13 protein-coding genes, 1 tRNA gene and 2 pseudogenes are annotated in these 17956 nt (G+C 61.5%); 7 read left to right on the forward strand and 9 right to left on the reverse strand.

Annotation, left to right across the window (positions count from 1 at the left end):
- Positions 1 to 6: 6 nt before the first annotated feature.
- The 5 genes from F8A10_RS09965 to F8A10_RS09985 are packed head-to-tail and all read right to left on the reverse strand — an operon-like array spanning position 7 to position 6998.
- Positions 7 to 2127 (reverse strand): 3'-5' exonuclease, encoded by a 2121-nt coding sequence (locus F8A10_RS09965; protein WP_152367219.1) that lies wholly within the window; start codon positions 2125 to 2127, stop codon positions 7 to 9.
- A complete protein-coding gene (locus F8A10_RS09970; RefSeq protein WP_010393471.1) occupies positions 2124 to 2489 on the reverse strand; it encodes a response regulator transcription factor in 366 nt (121 codons plus the stop codon). The genes F8A10_RS09965 and F8A10_RS09970 overlap by 4 nt, the downstream gene beginning before the upstream one ends.
- Positions 2486 to 5185: an ATP-binding protein gene (locus F8A10_RS09975; RefSeq protein WP_152367220.1), complete on the reverse strand. Its 2700-nt coding sequence runs from the start codon at positions 5183 to 5185 to the stop codon at positions 2486 to 2488. The genes F8A10_RS09970 and F8A10_RS09975 overlap by 4 nt, the downstream gene beginning before the upstream one ends.
- Complete coding sequence (locus F8A10_RS09980; protein WP_010393469.1) at positions 5182 to 5427, reverse strand: hypothetical protein; 246 nt, start codon at positions 5425 to 5427, stop codon at positions 5182 to 5184. The genes F8A10_RS09975 and F8A10_RS09980 overlap by 4 nt, the downstream gene beginning before the upstream one ends.
- Complete coding sequence (locus F8A10_RS09985) at positions 5424 to 6998, reverse strand: DUF294 nucleotidyltransferase-like domain-containing protein (RefSeq protein WP_227493438.1); 1575 nt, start codon at positions 6996 to 6998, stop codon at positions 5424 to 5426. The genes F8A10_RS09980 and F8A10_RS09985 overlap by 4 nt, the downstream gene beginning before the upstream one ends.
- 246 nt (positions 6999 to 7244) lie before the next feature.
- On the opposite strand from F8A10_RS09985, the gene F8A10_RS09990 reads away from it, so the two are divergent.
- Both F8A10_RS09990 and F8A10_RS09995 read left to right on the forward strand, forming a co-directional pair.
- Positions 7245 to 7334, forward strand: a tRNA-Ser gene (locus F8A10_RS09990).
- 667 nt (positions 7335 to 8001) lie between these two features.
- Positions 8002 to 8262 (forward strand): annotated as a pseudogene (locus F8A10_RS09995) (IS5/IS1182 family transposase); the annotation flags it as partial.
- A gap of 253 nt (positions 8263 to 8515) precedes the next feature.
- Here F8A10_RS09995 and F8A10_RS10000 read toward each other — a convergent pair.
- From F8A10_RS10000 to F8A10_RS10010, 3 genes and pseudogenes are all read right to left on the reverse strand, one after another.
- A complete protein-coding gene (locus F8A10_RS10000; protein ID WP_152367222.1) occupies positions 8516 to 8908 on the reverse strand; it encodes a hypothetical protein in 393 nt (130 codons plus the stop codon).
- A gap of 192 nt (positions 8909 to 9100) precedes the next feature.
- A pseudogene (locus F8A10_RS10005) lies at positions 9101 to 9700 on the reverse strand (IS5 family transposase).
- Between the two features lie 78 nt (positions 9701 to 9778).
- Positions 9779 to 11056, reverse strand: coding sequence for a tetratricopeptide repeat protein (locus F8A10_RS10010; protein WP_010400610.1), 1278 nt, complete (start codon positions 11054 to 11056; stop codon positions 9779 to 9781).
- Positions 11057 to 11438: 382 nt separating this feature from the next.
- On the opposite strand from F8A10_RS10010, the gene F8A10_RS10015 reads away from it, so the two are divergent.
- The 5 genes from F8A10_RS10015 to F8A10_RS10035 all read left to right on the forward strand — a co-directional run bounded on the left by F8A10_RS10015 (position 11439) and on the right by F8A10_RS10035 (position 16802).
- Complete coding sequence (locus tag F8A10_RS10015) at positions 11439 to 11972, forward strand: hypothetical protein (protein WP_010400612.1); 534 nt, start codon at positions 11439 to 11441, stop codon at positions 11970 to 11972.
- A 38-nt stretch (positions 11973 to 12010) separates the two neighbouring features.
- Complete coding sequence (locus F8A10_RS10020) at positions 12011 to 13018, forward strand: glycosyltransferase family 2 protein (RefSeq protein WP_010400614.1); 1008 nt, start codon at positions 12011 to 12013, stop codon at positions 13016 to 13018.
- A complete protein-coding gene (locus tag F8A10_RS10025; RefSeq protein WP_085502736.1) occupies positions 13015 to 14301 on the forward strand; it encodes a glycosyltransferase in 1287 nt (428 codons plus the stop codon). The genes F8A10_RS10020 and F8A10_RS10025 overlap by 4 nt, the downstream gene beginning before the upstream one ends.
- 742 nt (positions 14302 to 15043) lie before the next feature.
- A complete protein-coding gene (locus F8A10_RS10030) occupies positions 15044 to 15742 on the forward strand; it encodes a GntR family transcriptional regulator (RefSeq protein WP_085502735.1) in 699 nt (232 codons plus the stop codon).
- 97 nt (positions 15743 to 15839) lie between these two features.
- Positions 15840 to 16802, forward strand: coding sequence for a dihydrodipicolinate synthase family protein (locus F8A10_RS10035; RefSeq protein ID WP_010400793.1), 963 nt, complete (start codon positions 15840 to 15842; stop codon positions 16800 to 16802).
- Between the two features lie 49 nt (positions 16803 to 16851).
- Here the strand turns inward: F8A10_RS10035 and F8A10_RS10040 are convergent, their stop codons facing one another.
- Positions 16852 to 17883 (reverse strand): Ldh family oxidoreductase, encoded by a 1032-nt coding sequence (locus F8A10_RS10040; RefSeq protein WP_152367223.1) that lies wholly within the window; start codon positions 17881 to 17883, stop codon positions 16852 to 16854.
- Positions 17884 to 17956 lie beyond the last annotated feature (73 nt).

The following is a 17956-nucleotide window of genomic DNA, read 5'->3' on the forward strand; positions in this document are numbered from 1 at the left end:
CCGACGCTAGTAGCGCAGCCGCGCATAATACGAGTTCTCGGCCGCCGCACGTGCCTGACCCAGCGTCGCAATGCCCCGCGCCTGCAACAGCGGCCAAAGCCGCAAGAACACCTGCGCCGTCACCAGCGCATCGCCGGCGGCATTGTGGCGATTGGCGACCTCGATCCCCAACCGCTCTGCAATCGCCTCAAGCGAATGCGAAGGTTCATGGGGCTGGGCGATACTGGCCAACAGCAGCGTATCCAGAACCGGCTGGTCAAAGCGCAGGCCTGTCACCTCCTCTTTCATCTGCAAAAACCGCATGTCAAAGGCAACGTTATGCCCGACCAGCACCGTATCGGCGGTATAGGCGTGAAAAACGGGCAGCACTTCGGCGATACGCGGCTGACCCCGCACCATCTCGGGGTGGATGCCGTGATAGGGGATCGAGGCCTCGGGGATCTCGCGGCCCGGATCGACAATCTGGTCAAACCGCTCGCCCAGCAACAGCTTGCCGTTCAGGATACGCACCGCGCCGATCTGGATGATTTCATCGCCCTCGGCCGGATTCAGACCCGTCGTCTCGGTATCAAAGACGGTATAGGTCAGCTGATCCAGCGGCTGATCGTCCAAAGAGCGGCTGGAATCGCTGGCCGCAAACAGGTCAAAATCATAGAATTCGGGCCGGGACTCGGGCCAGGCGATCTCGGGTCCGGACAGGGCGGTCGGCAGCAGAAAGCGAAAGAAGGACTGCCCCGCCGGACGGTCCTGTTCCAGCCACAATTCACCGCCGTGACGTTCCGCGATGTCACGGGCACGGTCCACCTCGGCCTGACCAGCGACGGCCCCGGCAGTGCCCGGCCCCGTCCCGACCTCAAGCGGCCAGACCAGATCCAGATGCGCCCAGCCCGGCGTTGCTGCGGGGGCAAGTCTTAGCGTCAGGGATGACTGCGCCCCCGCGACCTGCACCGCCAGTGCACCAAGCGCCTGAATCAGGGAAAAGCTGTCAACGCGCAGCCACAGCCCGTCATCGGCATTCCCGACCGCAACCTCGGCCCCGGTCTGAGCCTGGACATGCCGCGAAGCGGCAGCAAGCAGGTCGTCGCCCAGCATCTCTTGCAGCGGCCAGCGGGTCAGGATCTCTTGCGAGGCATCCGCCGTCATCGCCTTTAGCCGCTGGCCCATCGCCGTTACCTCATCGCGGACGATGGCGTGAAAGCCGTCCCGCTCGGCCGGTTGCAGGTCGGGATAATCCAGCATGTCCAGCGCCGCCTGCATATTGGCCAGCGAGGCGCGACTGGCCTCGGTCAGCTCGATCAGGCGACGGTCGCGACGGGACTGGGCGGCATAATCGCCGGTAATGTCATCAACCAGCAACACATAGCCACTGATCTGATCGGATTCCCCGGCCTGCGGGCGAACCGGGGCCAGCACGACATGCAGCAGACTGCCCGCTGGCGTGGTGGTAACGAATTGCGCCGAAACGGGCGCCTCTCCCCGTGCGATATGGCGGTCCACAGTATCGCGCGCATGGTCGATCAGGGCCCGCTCGATAACAGTATGGATCGAGCGGCCAAGCCCGATCACATCCCCCCCGCCCGAGACCCGGCGGAACATGCTGCGGGCATGGTCATTGTAAAGCAGGATGCGACCATCAAGGTTGCAGACGATCACGCTTTGGCGCAGCTCAGCCATCAGCGCACCAAGCTGGTCGCGCTCTTGCGCGACCTTGTGCTGGGCCTCGGCCACCAGACGCGCCATGTCGGTCTGCAAGGTCCGACGTTCGTCGGCAAGACGGTTCAGCGCCTCGGCCAGCCCGGACAGCGCCTCGGGGCCAGCAGCCTGCGCGCGGGGCGCATCGGCATTCCCGGCAAGCAGCCGCGCCGCATCAGCCAGCCGCGCCGGGGCTGCAACATGGCGGGCGTAAAGACGCGCGGCAAGCCAGCCAGCGAGCACCGCCCCAGCAAGCCACCAGCCAAAGATCAGCGCGCCGCCTTCGGCCAGCGCCGGCGCAAGCCCGGCGGACACCCCCTCGCGCCGCTCGGGCGACAGGGCGGCATAAAACAGCGCCACGCCACCCAGCACCCATAGCGCCACCGCCAGACCCGGTAGGACGACAGGCAACAGGAGGCGGGTGGCGGATCTCATGCCAGTAGCTCGCGGATACGAACGATCAGTTCGCGCGTCGAGAAGGGCTTGGTCACATAGGCGTCGGCCCCCGCCCCCATGCCGCGGGCGATGTCCGTCTCGCGCCCCTTGGCGGTCAGCATCAGGATGCGGACCCCCGAAAGGCCGGGATCGGCGCGCACCGCCTCGCAAACGTCAAAGCCGTTCATCCCCGGCATGGCCGCGTCAAGCAGCACCAGCCGGGGCGGGTCGCTGCGGATCATATCAAGCGCCTGCAACCCGTCCGGCGCGACAAGGACCTCATACCCCTCGCGTTTGAGCATGAAGGACAGCGACACGACGATATTCGGCTCATCATCCGCGATCAGTACCTTGTCCGTCATCTGCTCCTCCCCTGACCCTGTAACGGCAGGCTGAAGGCGAAACATGCGCCCTGCCCCGGCCGGGATTCCAGCCACATCCTGCCCCCCAAATTAACAACGATCTGCCGGCTGATCGGAAGACCAAGCCCGGTACCGGGGGGACGGTTGCACGCATCGCCGCCCTGCCGGAACTTTTCAAACACCGTCGCCTGATCCCCGGGCGCAACACCGGGGCCGTTGTCGCGCACCTTGACGACCAGCTCATCCCCCTGCCGCAGCAGCACGATCTGGACCCGGCCTCGCCCTTTGGGGACGAACTTGGCCGCATTCGACAGCAGGTTCACCAGCACCTGTGTCAGCCGGTCGGGATCAGCCAGCACCATGGGCACCCGCTCGGGCAGGTCCAGCGCCACCTCGGTCCCGTGTTCGCGAAACAGCTCGGCCGTGGCGCGCAGGGCAGCGGCGATCAGCGCCTTCATGTCCACGCGGGTCGTATGCCATTCTGCCACGCCCGCCTCGATCTTGGCCAGATCCAGCACCTGATTGACCAGCCGGCTTAGCCTTTCGCTTTCCGACAGGATGATCCCCAGAAACTCGTCACGCTGAGCGGACTCGATATCGGGCGTGTCCAGCATCAGCTCAGTCAGCGCCCGGATCGAGGTCAGGGGCGTGCGCAATTCATGCGTGACCGAGGACATGAAATCATCCTTGAGCTGGTCGAGGCTTTTCAGCTTTTCGTTGGCAGCGCGCAGTTCGATGGTCGCCTCTTCCAGTTCGCGGGCATAGACGCGCACCTGCGAGGCCTCGTCGATGATCTCAAGCACATCATCAAGGCTTAGCGGTTCCTCCTGCGAAACCGATTCGACCATTACCCGGGCCGAGGCCGTGCCAATAGCCCCGGCAATCTGACGTTCCACCCGATCCACCAGCCGTGCATCGGCGGTCAGACTGTCCAGCGCCGTTCCCGTTTCGCGCGCATGGTCACGAAACAGCGCCTCGGCCCGGGCCGCCCCCAGAAAACGCCCGGCAAGGCGGCGCAGATCCTCGGGCCGCGCCCGACCGCGCCAGAACACCGGCTGGGCCTGCCCACGCTCGAACACATCGACGAATAAAAGCGCCTGGCTTGCCTCGCGCGCCGAGGCGCGGCCGATCAGCGACAGGCCAACATAAAGCGCAATGTTGACGAGCAGGCTCCAGAACAGCGAATGGGTCAGTTCGTCGAAACCGGAAAGGCCGAAAAGCCGTTGCGGTGCCAGAAAGGTCAGACCGAATGGGCCATCAAGGAAATCTGCCCCGATCCAGCCCGACCGGGCGACCGAAGGCAGCATCAGCGTATAGGCCCAGACCAAAGACCCACCGATCAGCCCGCCCAGCGCCCCCGCCCGCGTCGCGCCGCGCCAATACATGCCACCCAGAAGCGCCGGGGCGAATTGCGCGACGGCGGCAAAGCTGATCAACCCGATCGAGACCAGCGCATAAGCCTCACCCGCGACGCGGAAATACAGATAGCCCAGCAGCAGCACCAAAAGGATCGCGGCCCGGCGAATATTCAGGAGCAGCCGCGTCAGGTCGCCCCCGGCCTGGGCAAAGCGCCCACTGCGCAGCAGCGCGGGCATCACCAGATCGTTGCAGACCATGGTTGAGACCGCGACCGTCTCAACGATGATCATACCCGTCGCTGCCGAAAGCCCGCCGATATAGGCCAGCAGTGCCAGCCACGCCGCCCCCTGTGACAGGGGCAAGGTCAGCACATAGCTTTCCGCCCCCGCCCCTGCGTCGCCCATCATCAACATGCCGCCGATGGCGATGGGCAGGACAAAGATGTTGATGAGCAGCAGATAAGCCGGAAACAGCCAGGCTGCGCGCAGGATGTGCCTTTCATCGACACATTCCACCACCATCATCTGGAATTGGCGCGGCAGCATCAGCACCGAAAGCATCGACAGCAGAGTCAGCGCGAACCATTGCGCACCCTGAAATCCCTCGAATCCCAGCCCATCAAGGCGCAGCAGATTGGCAATATCAGGCTGTGCCTGCGCCCGTGCCCAGATATCGCCCATGCCTGCGAAAAGCCCGTAGGTGACAAAGACCCCCACCGCCAGAAAAGCCGCAAGCTTGACCGCCGATTCAAAGGCGATGGCGGCGACCATGCCTTCATGCCGCTCGGACAGGTCAAGGTGGCGGGTGCCAAAGACCACCGCGAAACCCGCAAGCGACAACGCCATGTAAAGCGTGCCGTCGCGCCACCAGGCCATGTCAGACTGGCCCTGCCCCCCGGTCAATGCCTCGTAACCGGCCGAGACGGCTTTCAGCTGCAAGGCGATATAAGGCAGGATGCCGACCACGGTGATCAGTGTCACCAGCGCGGCAAGCAGCGGGCTTTTCCCGTAGCGGCTGGCAATGAAATCCGCGATCGAGGTGATGCGATAGCTGCGCGCGATCCGCACCATTTTGCGCAGCACCAGCCATGCAAGCAGCATGGCCAGCATCGGCCCCAGATAGATTGGCAAGAACCAGACCCCACCCAAAGCCGCGCGGCCAATGCTGCCGAAATAGGTCCAGGCCGAACAATAGACCCCCCAGGACAGCGCATAGACCAGACTGCTGTCGATCAGCGACCGGCCCTGCCCTGCGCGGCGATCTCCATGTGCTGCGACCGCCACCAGCAGGACCAGATACCCAAAAGAGGCTGCCAGAACGAAACCGGGCTGGATCATTCGCCCTTCCTCCGGTTCCCGGCCCGGTCGCTGCGGGGCGGTCGGGCGCTGCGGGCACTGACCCATGCCAGCGCCGCAATCAGCCCGCCCCAGACCACGAACAGCACCACCGGCAAAAGTGGAAGCCCAAGGATAGTCAAAGGCTGGTCCCAGATCAGCAGCAGCGGAAAGTTGAACAGCAAAAAGCCCGCGCCGCACAGCGCCAACAGCACCTCGGGCCGGGGTCCGTCGCGCCGTCTCATAGCAGATCCAACCGGTAATGCTGGCCAAGCCATTGCTTGTATTCGCGCACGATGTTCAGCGAATCGCGCAAGGCCTGGCGCTCGAGCCGGCCCAGTTCGGACGGACGGATGCTGTTGTCAGGGGCCTGGCCACGGGCAATCTGCGCGAGGTTGCTGTCAAGCTTTAGCCCCATCATGCAATGCAGGGCGTCAGCAACGTCGCGGGCAAGCCCTGCATCGATCCGCCCGGCCCCGGCCAGCGCCGCCAGACGGGCCTGAGTGCCCGGCAATGTGATCCCGTGTTCCAGCGCCAATGCGCGCGTGCCATGGACCAACGGAAATATCCCCAGCTTTTTCAGGTCGATCTCGGCCGCCTCGGGTCCGCGCAGACCGGGCAGACGCCGCCACCAGCCGCCCTCTGCACCGCCGTCAAACTGCCGGATCGCCAAGGCAAAACGGGCATAAAAGCTGTCGCCCCCGGTCAGGACCCGCCGCAGCCGGTCGCGCAGGGCGGCAAGCAACCGCTCGTCCCCGGCAACCGCGGCGGCGTCAAGAAAGATCGCCAGATGCATCGGCCCCTCGGGGTCCGAGCCATGGACCCAGTCGCGGATACTGTCACCAAAGTCCTGTACGCTTTGGCACCATAACGGACGGCTTAGCATGATGCCCCCGGGACAGGGGGGATAGCCGAACGAGATCAGCGTATCGGTAAAGGCCTGCGTCACCCGCTCCAGCCCGTCAAAGCGGAATCCGTCGCGCAGGATCAGCGCATTGTCCTGATCGGTGCGGATGATCTGCTCGGACCGGCCCTCGCTGCCCATGACGATCAGGCAACTGTTTTCCTGCAAAGGCCGGGGGGCCAGCATCTGCCACAGCCGACGAAAGATCTGGCGGTTCAGACGGCCGACGAGCTCGGCGATGATCTCGCTTCGTACGCCATCGGCATGCAGGACGCGGATCAGCGGCTCAACCCCGGCAGCGGCTTCGGCCAGCTCACCCGGACTACGGGCGCGCGAGATTTCGGCCGCGATCAGATGCGAGTGACTGGCCAGAAAGCTCATCAGATCGAACTGGCTGAGAATGCCCACCACTTCATCGCCATCGCGCACCAGAACGCGATGAATACGGTGGCGCAGCATCAGCATCATCGCATCGTACAGATCGTCGTCCACCGCCACGGACCAAGGGGTGAAGCTGGTGAAATCGCGCACCGCCAGCGCCTGTGGCGGCTCATCGCGCAGGATCGCCCGGACCAGCTGGGTGGTGGTAAAGATGCCAAGCCGCTTTCCGTCCCGCACCAGCGCATCGGTCAGGGCACGGGCCGCGAGTTCGCGGCACAACGTTGCAAGATCGGTCCCGGCATCGACCACATATGGCTTGCGCAGGGCGGCATCGCGCACCCGCGCCGTGACCAGTGTCACCATCTCGCGCTGTTCGTGGCGCGTGCTGCGATCCGCCCCCGTCACCGCCCGCACCTCTTGCATGCGGCGGACACAGGCAAACCCATAGCCTCCGAGGAAGCACGCATGGCCCTCTTGCTCCTCCCTGCCCTTTTGACGCGCCCCGCAAGATGCGTTCTGCGGGACGCCCACCAAGCGTTCCTCCTGCCCGCAATCCATTGATAAGCCTAACTGTGGCCTGTTCACAACAGCTTTGGCCGGACAGCTGCGGCGTGTCAGGCCGACAGGCCGGTGGTCTCCCGCGCGGCTTGCGCCAAACCATGCAGTGTTCTGGTCGAAATACTCTGAAAACGACGGCATACAGGCCGGGCTTTGCAACTGCGCCGGTCAGTCAAAAAGCCCTTGTTTCCCCGCCGCTCGCCCCATATACGGGGCAGCGGAGACGTGGCCGAGTGGTCGAAGGCACACCCCTGCTAAGGGTGCAGACGGGAAACCGTCTCGAGGGTTCGAATCCCTTCGTCTCCGCCACACTTCCTGTTTCGGCCCAATTTAAGAACGCCAAATACCGCCGTAAACCACCGTTTCCCGCACAATATAAGCGCCCGATCAAATAGAGCGGAGCCTCGGGAGATTCATTTTCCCCTTTTTCGATAGAGCTGATTTCGCGACGGTGCACAGCCAGCGATTGCTGCGACCGATAAAGGAATTCGAAGCCACTATCGATCGCTTCGCTGGCGAAGAGGTGAGAGCGGATGGTGCATGCGGCGTTGAGCTTTGATCAGCGATCGCCGGGATTCATTGGCACGCGGCAAGTGGGGCAATCGTGTCCTATACTTCACGCCAGGCTGCGGAACTGGTGGCCTGGGTGCGAGAAGAAGCCGACTCCCTCTTGTGGTATTGCAGCGGGCCTATCGGTGATGTTGCACCCTGGATCAGCGCAGCGATGGCTATAGAAGGGTGGACGCGGTCTCTGGCACCCCGTTCCTAGACGGGTCCGTTTCCCACCGAATAGTCGCCGTTCGCGGAGTGTTTTTGACGCCGCGACAGCGGACGTTCGTTCAGTCGCCATTCCCCTCGCTTCCAGATATTTTTCTCTGATGCGCGAAGGTGCTTCGCCGCACCGGATCGTCATCAGCGCACTTCACTCTTCCACTGGGGAGGCCTGTCCGCAGGCCAGACCTCCGGCTACATTGGCGCGCGGGCACTGCTTGCAGACCGGGGTCATGATGCCGGCTGGTTCCGCAATGCGCTGATAGGGATGGGTATTTCGCCGTGCATCCCCTCCCGCACCGGCCGGAAAACCTCGATCCCGCATGACACCGGACTCTACCGCCTGCGCCACCGGATCGAGAACATGTTCGCACGCCTCAAGGACTGGTGCCGCATCGGAACCCGATACGACCGCTGCCCGATCCTGTCCCTCTCCGCCTGCGCCCTGGCCGCAAACGTCATATAGTGGTTGTGAGCCCTGATTCTAGTTGATGGGGCCATTCAGAATATCCAAAGGTCATTCGCAGCGAGACGCCAAGCAAGGCCAGCAGGACCAGAGACTCCAGTCTTTCTCAGCAGACTCCAGTCTTTCTCAGCGATATCCTGATCTCATGAGCATCCTGCCCTTGAACACCGGCGCAGCCCTCGTCCGCCTCGCGAGCGCTGGCTGATGTGTGGTGAGGGACGCGGTAGCGCGCGCCCTCATCGGTGTACAAAGCTCAGCTCTCAGAAAGCCGCTCAAGCTCGGGGAACGGGTGCCACGTGATGTCCGGCAGGTTGCAAAGGGAGGGGTCCAGCTTGCCTCCGGCGATCTTGCCATCCCGAATAGGGATGCCGATGCTGTGTACCCCCAGATAGCGGCCCGAAACATCCTTGCTGTCTGCACGGACGCAGACGCCCTGCAACCCATCCGGCAGCGAAGCGACGTTGGAAATCTCGGCATTTCGGATCGAAGCAGGATCATAGACCAGCTCTTTCGCGCCCGCCACGATCTCAGCTCTCAGGGCTGCACCGGGAGGCGTGGAACGCGCAATAGCCTCATCGTAATTGCTCGATATGGTGCAGGCCGCAAGCAGCAGCGGCCCGACGATCAGAATGACTTTGCTCTGCATGATCCCACCTTATCCTTCAGAAATCGTGCACAGGCTAGAAAGTCCTGCGGCAGGGGACAAGCGGTATCCCATCGTCTTCCAGCGTTTCTGTCAGCCGGTATACCGCAGCGCCGACCTCCGGACCGCCGCTCCACGATTGGCAAAGCAGCTCAACGCCGGGCCACGCCTGACGAGCTAGGCCGGATCGGACATTCACCACATCCGGGGCATAGTGGCAACGAGATAAACGAAGCCCCGGAAGGTGAACGGCTCTTCGGTCGTATCGAGAGGCGAAGCGGCGGAAGTGCTTCATCTGGCTGAAGCAACGTCCGATGTGGTTGCGATGCGCACAGGCGCGCTCATCGTGCGGAATGATGATTTTACGCAAGCCGTTTGACGGGATGACCGCTTCTGCTCCGACGCTGGCAATGATTTGCCGCAAGGCTTTGCTGTCACAGACTTTATCGGCCAGCACGACATCACCGCTCTGTCCCTGCGGAAGGGACGAGGCCTGCGTAATCTCGCCGACCTGGCCGGCCGTTATGATGAACCGCAACGGTCTGCCCCGGGCATCGGCCTGCATGTGGATCCTGGTGGTCAGCCCGCCTCGGGAACGCCCCGGCGCCTGATCCCTGCCCCCTTTTCCAGATGCCGCCTGCTGATGAGCACGCACAATCGCGCAGTCGATCATCAGATATTGATGAATATCCGGCTGTCAGCCCCGGTCCGGCCGGGATCGCCAGCTTTGCCAGCAAGCAGCGATGCGATCCTGTCCCACTGTCCGTCGCTCAGCTCATATCGTTTCGCCTCCACTGACAGGCCTCCGTGCTCAACACGGAGGCCTGTGAAGCACTCATCGGCCGATTTATGAACCTTGAATGGCGATCAGGTCTAGGGCAGCGTCAGCAGAACCCGCTCCACCCGCCTCAGATGCTGGTGTCCTGGCCGAAAGTCGGGGGCCAGTTCAACAGCCCTGCGAAAACTATCACGGGCGGCGTGGATCTGTTTGCGATGTTCAAGAATCAGGCCACGCTCGATATGGGCATGCGCTTCGAACGTGTCACCGGACATGAACTGTTCGTGCGCAGCATAGGCTTCATCGAACGCACCGATCTGGCGCAGGAAGCGCGCATACCACAGCTGCGTCTCTCGCGATCTGGGGCGGTTGCTGCGAAAAAGTGCCAGGACATCGGCGATGTCGTCTGGGGACCCGCCTCCTGAGGCGAAAGCGGTGATCGTCTTTGCGAGGGGAACGCCAAAGATCCTGTCGCCCTTTTCGGCGAACATCCGGGCTATGCCTGCCCGCGCACCCTCCAGATCGCCGTGCTGCGCCAGATAGGCGGCCTTCGCCAGGTTGATATCGACATCGTCCGGCATCGAACGCTGTGCGTAGTCCAGCACCCGCCGTTGCAGCTTGGGCCGCCGCGCCAGGCGGTTCGCCAGGGTCAGCAGGTATGAGCGATTGGTCTTTCTGGCACTGCGGATCATGCGCTGCACTGAAACAAGATCAATGTCGTCCTCAAACAGTTTACGCATGATTTTCCCAAGGACGCCCGAATCCCTTAGATAGGTCAGCACAAAGTGACCGGCATCGGGAATCTCAAGACGATGCGGATTTGCGAATTCTTCAATAATAGAAACATGCTTTGCGTCCTCGTAATCCGGGTCAAATATCACGACCGTTTCGTAACATTTTTTCCACGGAATTATTTCAGAGATACGCTCTTCGTAATAAGGCAAGAGTTCCCGGTAATCAGATAGCCAGCGCCTTTCTATATTCACATCCAAAGAAACGATCGGGCCACCAATAATAATCCTGTCCGGGTTCAGTATATTTGCCGCACGGACAGCCCCAAAACTACCCATAGAATATCCGAACAGGATCAGTCTCTTGGGCGCAACTCGCGCAATGGCCTCTTTGATTGCTGCAAAGACCTGGTCCACCTCCGGGCCGAGATACCAGTCGTTCTCTAACGAGCGGACCGCGATATAGGACAGACCTTCCTTCTCCATAAGGCGAACCCCAAAGAAGTCAGCAGGCTTGGGCTCCTTGCGCTCCGCGAAGGTCACCAGCAGGATGTCTGATCCGAAATCGCGTAGAATCGCCTGATATCGCGGGCCGTCATGCAGGGGAACCGTCCCGGCAGGAAATGAAACAGGCATCTTCATAATCGAATCTCTCTACCTTCTTTGTTCTGCCGCAATGAGAGCTTGCCCAAGCGATCTTTGGGCCATCATTCGCCAGAGCCCGCGCCAAATTGTCAAGTTTCCAATGCCACTTTGGCATGCCACAAAGCCAATTGCATAACATGTCTGACCTGCCCTCTGGCGGCACAGTTCCCGCGGCAGCCTCCTCAACACAGGTCATCGGGAAGCTGACGAAAATTTGATGTTGCCAAAGTGGCAGGTGCCGTCATTGGCCGCTCTACGCTGCCTTGTTAGGCAGGTGCAACAAAAAGAAAAACCCGTATCGGCAATGTTCAGCCGGGGTGTCTTGATGTCGTTAAATTGCTGCGTTAACCATTTCACCGAACGAAACCGGGACGACCATATGACGGATAGTCTGCAATTCGGGGCCGATGCCCAAGTCAATCACACACTTGTGGTATTACGCGAACAGAAGGTCGACATTGCGATTTCCGATGGCGCTTCTCTGGTTCCGGGGACGCTCTTGTCTGTCGACCGCGAAGGCGACATCAGCGGCCGCTGCACCAGTGGCGAAGGCGCGCTTTTGCGGCTGGACTATACCGTCCAGAAACGCCCGCGCTGGCTGGCGCTGCACCTCTCTCTGGGTGGGGTGAACCTGCGTGGTTCGACCCTGCTGGGTGTCGTGTGCAAGTCTCGTGCCTCCGAGGCTTCGACCTTCCGGGTCTGCCTGCGCTCGTCGACCCCGAGTGGGTTCATCGACGCCTTCCTGCCCAAGGACGTCGTGTCCTTCGCCAAAGACAGTACCCATATCGACCTGCTGCGACTTGACGGGAACCCTGATGTCCCGGGCCAAGCCGACTGGCGGGATCTGATCCTGTTCTTCCAACCGACCCCAGCCAGTTTCGAAATTCGGGATCTGCGGGTTTTCATTGTGTGAACCGGCGGTCGCTATCCGCCAGCTCTGCAGGAGCCATCATGAAGCTTTCGCTTGTCATCCCAGTCTGGAACGATCTGCCTGGGCTGGACCGGTTGTTGCGCCAGGTATCCGAACTGGGCGTATTCGCCGAAATTTTCGTCGTTGACGATGCATCCGATGAGCCTGCGGGGCCATCGACCGTGCCCGCAGCGGCGGCAGTTGCGGACCGGCTGACCTGGTTGCGCAGCGCCCAGCGGCGCGGTGCCGGCCACGCCCGCAACCTGGCGCTGGAACGTGTTAGCGGCGACCATGTCATCTTTTTTGACTCGGACGATCTTTTCACCAAGGATTTTCCTGCCATCGTGGCGCTTGCTGCCGCTGAGACCCGGCCCTTTGACTTCTTGATGTTCCGGCATCACGACAGTCGCGTTTTGCAAAATGGCGGCAGCGGCATGCTGCACGATGACGAAGCGCGCTGGCAGCGCGCTTGCGTTGACCGGGCGCCAAAAGATGGAACGCAAAAGCAGGGGACGATTGTGGTTCCGCCTGGGCCGGCGCAGATACTGGCCCGCGTTTCGGCCTATCCCTGGAACAAGATCTACCGGACCGAATTCCTGCGCTCCCAGCGCATCCGCTGTACGGAAACCATGGTCCATAACGACGTCGAGCTGCATTGGACCAGCTTTATCATGGCCCGGCGAATTCTCGCCACCACGATGACGGGGGCGACGCATTTCGTATCGACTGGCGGCATGCGCCTGACCAACCGGCGTAATGCCGAACGGCTGGAAGTGTTCCGCAGCTTCGAGAACGTGCTGACCCGGCTGCGTACAGCCCCGACCGCCGAGCGGCTCGGCTTTCTGCATCCGTTCACCCGCTTTGCGTCGGACCTTTTGTCTTGGGTCCGCAATAATATCGATGCAGAGCACCACCATGAGCTGCGCAGGCGGACGCGGGCCTTCTATCTTTCGGGAATGAACCCCGACTGGATGCGGCTGATTGCATTCCGTGACCCCGCACTTGCGCGTCGTATCAACCGCTCGATCATCGAGGAAGGACTATCATGAGCATTTCCTTCATCGTCACTACCTTCAATATTGCCCCTTATATCGCGAAATGCCTGAAGAGCCTGCAGCCTTGCCTGCAGCCCGGTGATCAGGTGATCATCGTTGACGATGGGTCGACCGACGGTACTGACGAAGCCGTGCGCGGCTTTCTTGACGGGGCGGGCTTTGGCGCCGGGGTAAAAGTAACGACTGTCTGGCTTGGCGCCAACACCATCGGCGGCGTCGGAATTGCCGGCAATCTGGGACTGGACCGGGTCGAATGCGACACGGTCTTTTTCGTTGATGGCGACGATTACCTGATCCCCGAGGGCTTCCTGCGCGCCCGGCGGGAATACGAGGCCCGACCGGCAGATATCTTTTTCACCGACTACCTCGAATATGACCAGAAAGCGGGCGATGTTCGCCAGCCAGCTGATCGGCTCAAATGGGATGCGCTCGAAACGGCGCGCACGCCAGAAGAGCTGCGGCTGGCAGGCATCAATCTGATCGCTGTGCCCTGGCGCAAATTCTACCGCACCGAATTCCTGCGCAAGCATCGTATCCGCTTTCCCGAAGGCGATTTCTTCTTTGAGGACAACCCGTTCCACTGGCGGGTCTGCACCCTAGCCGAAAGCATCGGTCATTCCCGCCGGGTCGTCTGCCATCACCGGATCAACCGCCCCGGGCAGACCATGGCCTCAACCGGTGTCGAGCTGGCAGCCTTCTTTACCCATTTCGACACCATCCTTGCAGAACTGCCTGCAAACCGGGACGATCTGCGCCTGCAGGCAGGGCGTTGGCTGCTGGGCAACATGTCCTGGCATATCCCGCGACTGCAAGCCTCGGCCTATTTCCCCTATGGCTCTCAGGCGCATGAGGCGCTGGCAAAGATTCCCGACGAGCATTGGAAGCAACTCGGGCAAGAGATGTCCAACACCACGATCTGGTATCAGGCCGACCGGCTGCGCCTGCCTGGCGGGATCTGGGATGTGGTGAGATTCTGGCAGGCCAACTCCAGCCAAGGTCAGCTGGCGCGCGCCAACCGCGAAATTGACAAGCTTTCGAAACGGGCAATGGATATCGAAACCCGCGTCAAGGGTCTTGAAAAACAACTCAAGACGATCCGCGAAATTGCCCAGGCGCAGCAGGCCGTCGAAGAGTTCGCGTCCCTGCAGCACCTGCTCAGCCAGGGTGAGAAAAAGGATCTGCCCGCCTGGACGCAGACCGTCGTTCAGGAACCCCTCCATGTCGCAGGTGATGTTGACGCGGAACCGAATCTTGGGCGGCGCGTAAGCGTTCTTTAAGCTCTGCCCGACGCTCGCGCCTCTACAAGATCAGCGCGGTCTCTGACAGTACCTTTGCCCTGCGGCGCAGCGAACGCGCGTCGCAGGTGCACTGTGACCGGCTGGTCCCGGCCATCTGACCTTTTGCATTAGCCGCGACGGTCGCTGCCCGCTGTGAATTAAGCTGATTGCACGCATATCCCGGGCTTTACTGCTGACAATCCGCAAGATCATCGCGTTGTTTCGTCCAGCAGCGGCGCCGACCTTCACAAAGATTGCAAAGCTGACGGTTAGACGGTGATCAGGCAGGCCGCCAGCAGAAACACTGCTGCAACAAGAATGCTTCGGATGTGGGCTTGTGGTTTGCCCGCCTTTCCAAAGGAGCTCCAATGGGATCTGACTGCGTTCTTGCACGCGCGAAGAATCCGCAGCGTGACTGCACGCACCAAAAGAGCAGGGTCGTCAGGGTGTGGCATTCTGGACGATAGTAAGCAGTTACCGTCCGGTAAAGGCTCCAAGCGGCCATTCGCGGTGCTTAATGAACAGCCCTGCTGCCTGATAGTGACGGTGCATGATTGTCAGCACCTTACGCCCGCGTCTGACGCTGCATCCTTTACAGGCAAATCCATCCTTTTCATCCTGTCAGACAGCGCGGATCTGCCACGGCTGACGGCCCGGACAGGCGCAGGCCATTGCCTTGCCATAAGTGAATTAAGTATTCAAGTTGTCGACTTCATTAACAACATTACAAATAGGTGCACCTATGACCGAGCCAGAAACCTTTCCCGAGCGCCGACGCGGATCAGGCGTCAAATTGGTCTATGATGTGTTGCGTGACGAAATTCTGGATCTGGTTCTGCCCCCCGGCAGCCCCATAGATGAGGTCCAGCTGGCCGAGCGTTTCGGCATGTCGCGCACCCCTATCCGGGAGGCTCTGGTCCGCCTTGCCGGCGAAGGTCTGGTCGAGACCCTCCCGAACCGCTCGACCATGGTCGCCAATATCGACCTTCTGAACCTGCATACGTTCTTTGACGCGCTGACGCTGATGTATCGCGTGACGACAAGGCTGGCAGCGACCTATCACAAACCCGCTGATCTGGAAATCTTGCGTGCGCATCAGGCAAAGTTCTCGGCTGCGGTCGAGGCACAGGATGCACTGGCAATGATCGCCTCGAACCGCGACCTGCATGCCGCCATCGCCGAGGCCGGGCGCAACCCCTATTACCTCAGCCTTTTTGTGCGCCTGCTCGACGAAGGGCGTCGGCTTTTGCGGCTTTACTACCAGTCGTTCAACGACCGCCTGCCGCGCGAATATGTAGATGAGCACGAGGCAATCATCGCCGCGATCGAGGCACGGGATGTCAAACTGTGTGACCGGCTGGCCAAGGCGCATGCAGATCAGATCGTCCGCCAGATCCAGAAATTCATCTCGCGAGATCAGCGGCAGCAGTTGACGCTATAGCCGAACTCGTCAGATTCTTGTCGACAAATAAAATGCAAATACTAGGATGGCGGCTGAGAGAATCAGCACCCTGCCTGCACGACAGAAGGAGCCATCCATGAACACTCAGATCTTTACCGGCGTCATTCCTGCCCTGATGACCCCCTGCACCGCCGAGCGCCAACCCGACTATGATGCACTGGTGCGCAAGGGGCAGGAACTGATAGCCGCGGGCATGTCAGCGGTCGTCTACTGCGGCTCGATGGGGGATTGGCCGCTCTTGACCGACGCCCAGCGGATGGAAGGGGTCGAGCGACTGGTCAAGGCCGGCATCCCGGTGATCGTCGGGACCGGCGCGGTAAACTCGGCCTCGGCGGTTGCCCATGCCGCCCACGCGCAAAAGGTCGGGGCAGCCGGTTTGATGGTCATTCCCCGGGTGCTGTCGCGCGGCGCCTCGGTCACTGCCCAGCGCAACCATTTCAAGGCAATCCTGGCCGCCGCGCCCGATCTGCCCGCCGTGATCTACAACAGCCCCTATTACGGGTTCGAAACAAAAGCGGATCTGTTCTTTGCCCTGCGTGCCGAACACCCGAACCTTGTCGGCTTCAAGGAATTCGGCGGGGCCAAGGCGATGACCTATGCGGCCGAACACATCACCAGCGCCGATGACAGCGTCATCCTGATGGCCGGTGTCGATACAGGCGTTTTCCATGGCTATGTAAAATGCGGCGCGACCGGCACGATCACCGGGATCGGCAATGTCCTGCCGCGCGAGATCCTGCATTTCGTCGCCCTGTCCAAAGCCGCCGCCGCCGGCGATCTTGAGGCCCGTCAGCGCGCGCAGGAGCTGAGCGAGGCGCTGGAGGTGCTGTCTTCGTGGGACGAGGGAACCGATCTGGTGCTTTACTATAAGCATCTGATGGTCCTGCAAGGCGACAAGGAATATACCCTGCACTTCAATGAAACTGACGAGTTGACCCCCAGCCAGCGCGCATGGGCCGAACAGCAGTACAACCAGTTCAAGACCTGGTATGCCGGGTGGAGCAAACAACCCGGCGCGGTTCAGAAATACGCAGCCTGAGCCTGAAATCAGAAAGGCCCTTCCAGTTCGGAAGGGCCATTTTTCTACCTTACGCCACCGCGTCGAGGCCAAGCCTCAGCCAGCGATCAAGTTGCGCGGCTTCATCCGCGCTCAGCGTGATGCCATCCGCCAGCGACTTTTCCCGCGCCGCGAAACGGCGTTGCGAAGGCAGCCTTGCGCCCTGCCCCTGGATGGCCTCGAACAACAATTCGGCCCGGGCAAAGGGATCTCCCGAACGGCCAGCCGCAAATTTCTCAGGCGACAGGGCGATGACCAGTTCACCATGGAACGGTGCAAGCGTGGTCGTACCCAGAAAATCCAGCACTTCCGGACTGGTCAGATCACCGATCATGATGCCCGCCAGCAGTTCGATCATCGTGCTGATGGCTGAACCCTTGTGCCCGCCAAAGGGTAGCATCGCCCCGGCCAGCGCCGCCTCGGGGTCCGTCGTGGGTTGGCCGTCGGTGTCAATCGCCCAGCCCTCGGGCAGCTGATTCCCGGCGCGCCGGTGCAGTTCAATCTCGCCACGCGCAGCAACCGAGGTCGCAAAGTCAAAGACATAGGGGGCACGACCCGGCCGTGGCCAGCCAAAGGCAAAGGGGTTGGTCCCCAAAAGCGGCCGGGTACCGCCCGCCGGCGCGACCGTCGCGTAGCTTGGGCACATGACCATCGCGGCAAGGCCGTGTTCTGTCACTGCCTCAACCTCGGGCCAAAGGGCGGCGAAATGGGTGCAATCATTGACCACCAGCGCCGCAAGCCCCAGCCGCTTTGCACGTTCGGCAAGCACCGGCACGCCCAGCTCGAACGCGGGGTTGGAAAAACCGCCCCGCGCATCGACCCGCACGATCGCCCCGTCATCCCCGCCAACAATCTGCGGCTCGGCGGTACCGCGGACCTTGCCAGCCTTAAGTGTGCGCAAAACGCCTTCGATCCGGTAGATGCCGTGCGATTTGCAGCCGTCACGCTCTCCGGCTGCGATCGCCCGCGACAGCGCGCCAGCCTGCACCGCATTCATCCCGGCACGCAGGAAAATCTGCTCGATACGCTCCCTCAGGGTTTCAAAACTCAATGTCTGTTTCATGATTTCCTCTCAGGGTGACGCTCTGTTCGATTGACTTTTTGCATACAATAAATATACAAGAACTCAACGATGA

This window comes from Paracoccus kondratievae (assembly GCF_009301415.1).
GTDB lineage: Bacteria > Pseudomonadota > Alphaproteobacteria > Rhodobacterales > Rhodobacteraceae > Paracoccus > Paracoccus kondratievae.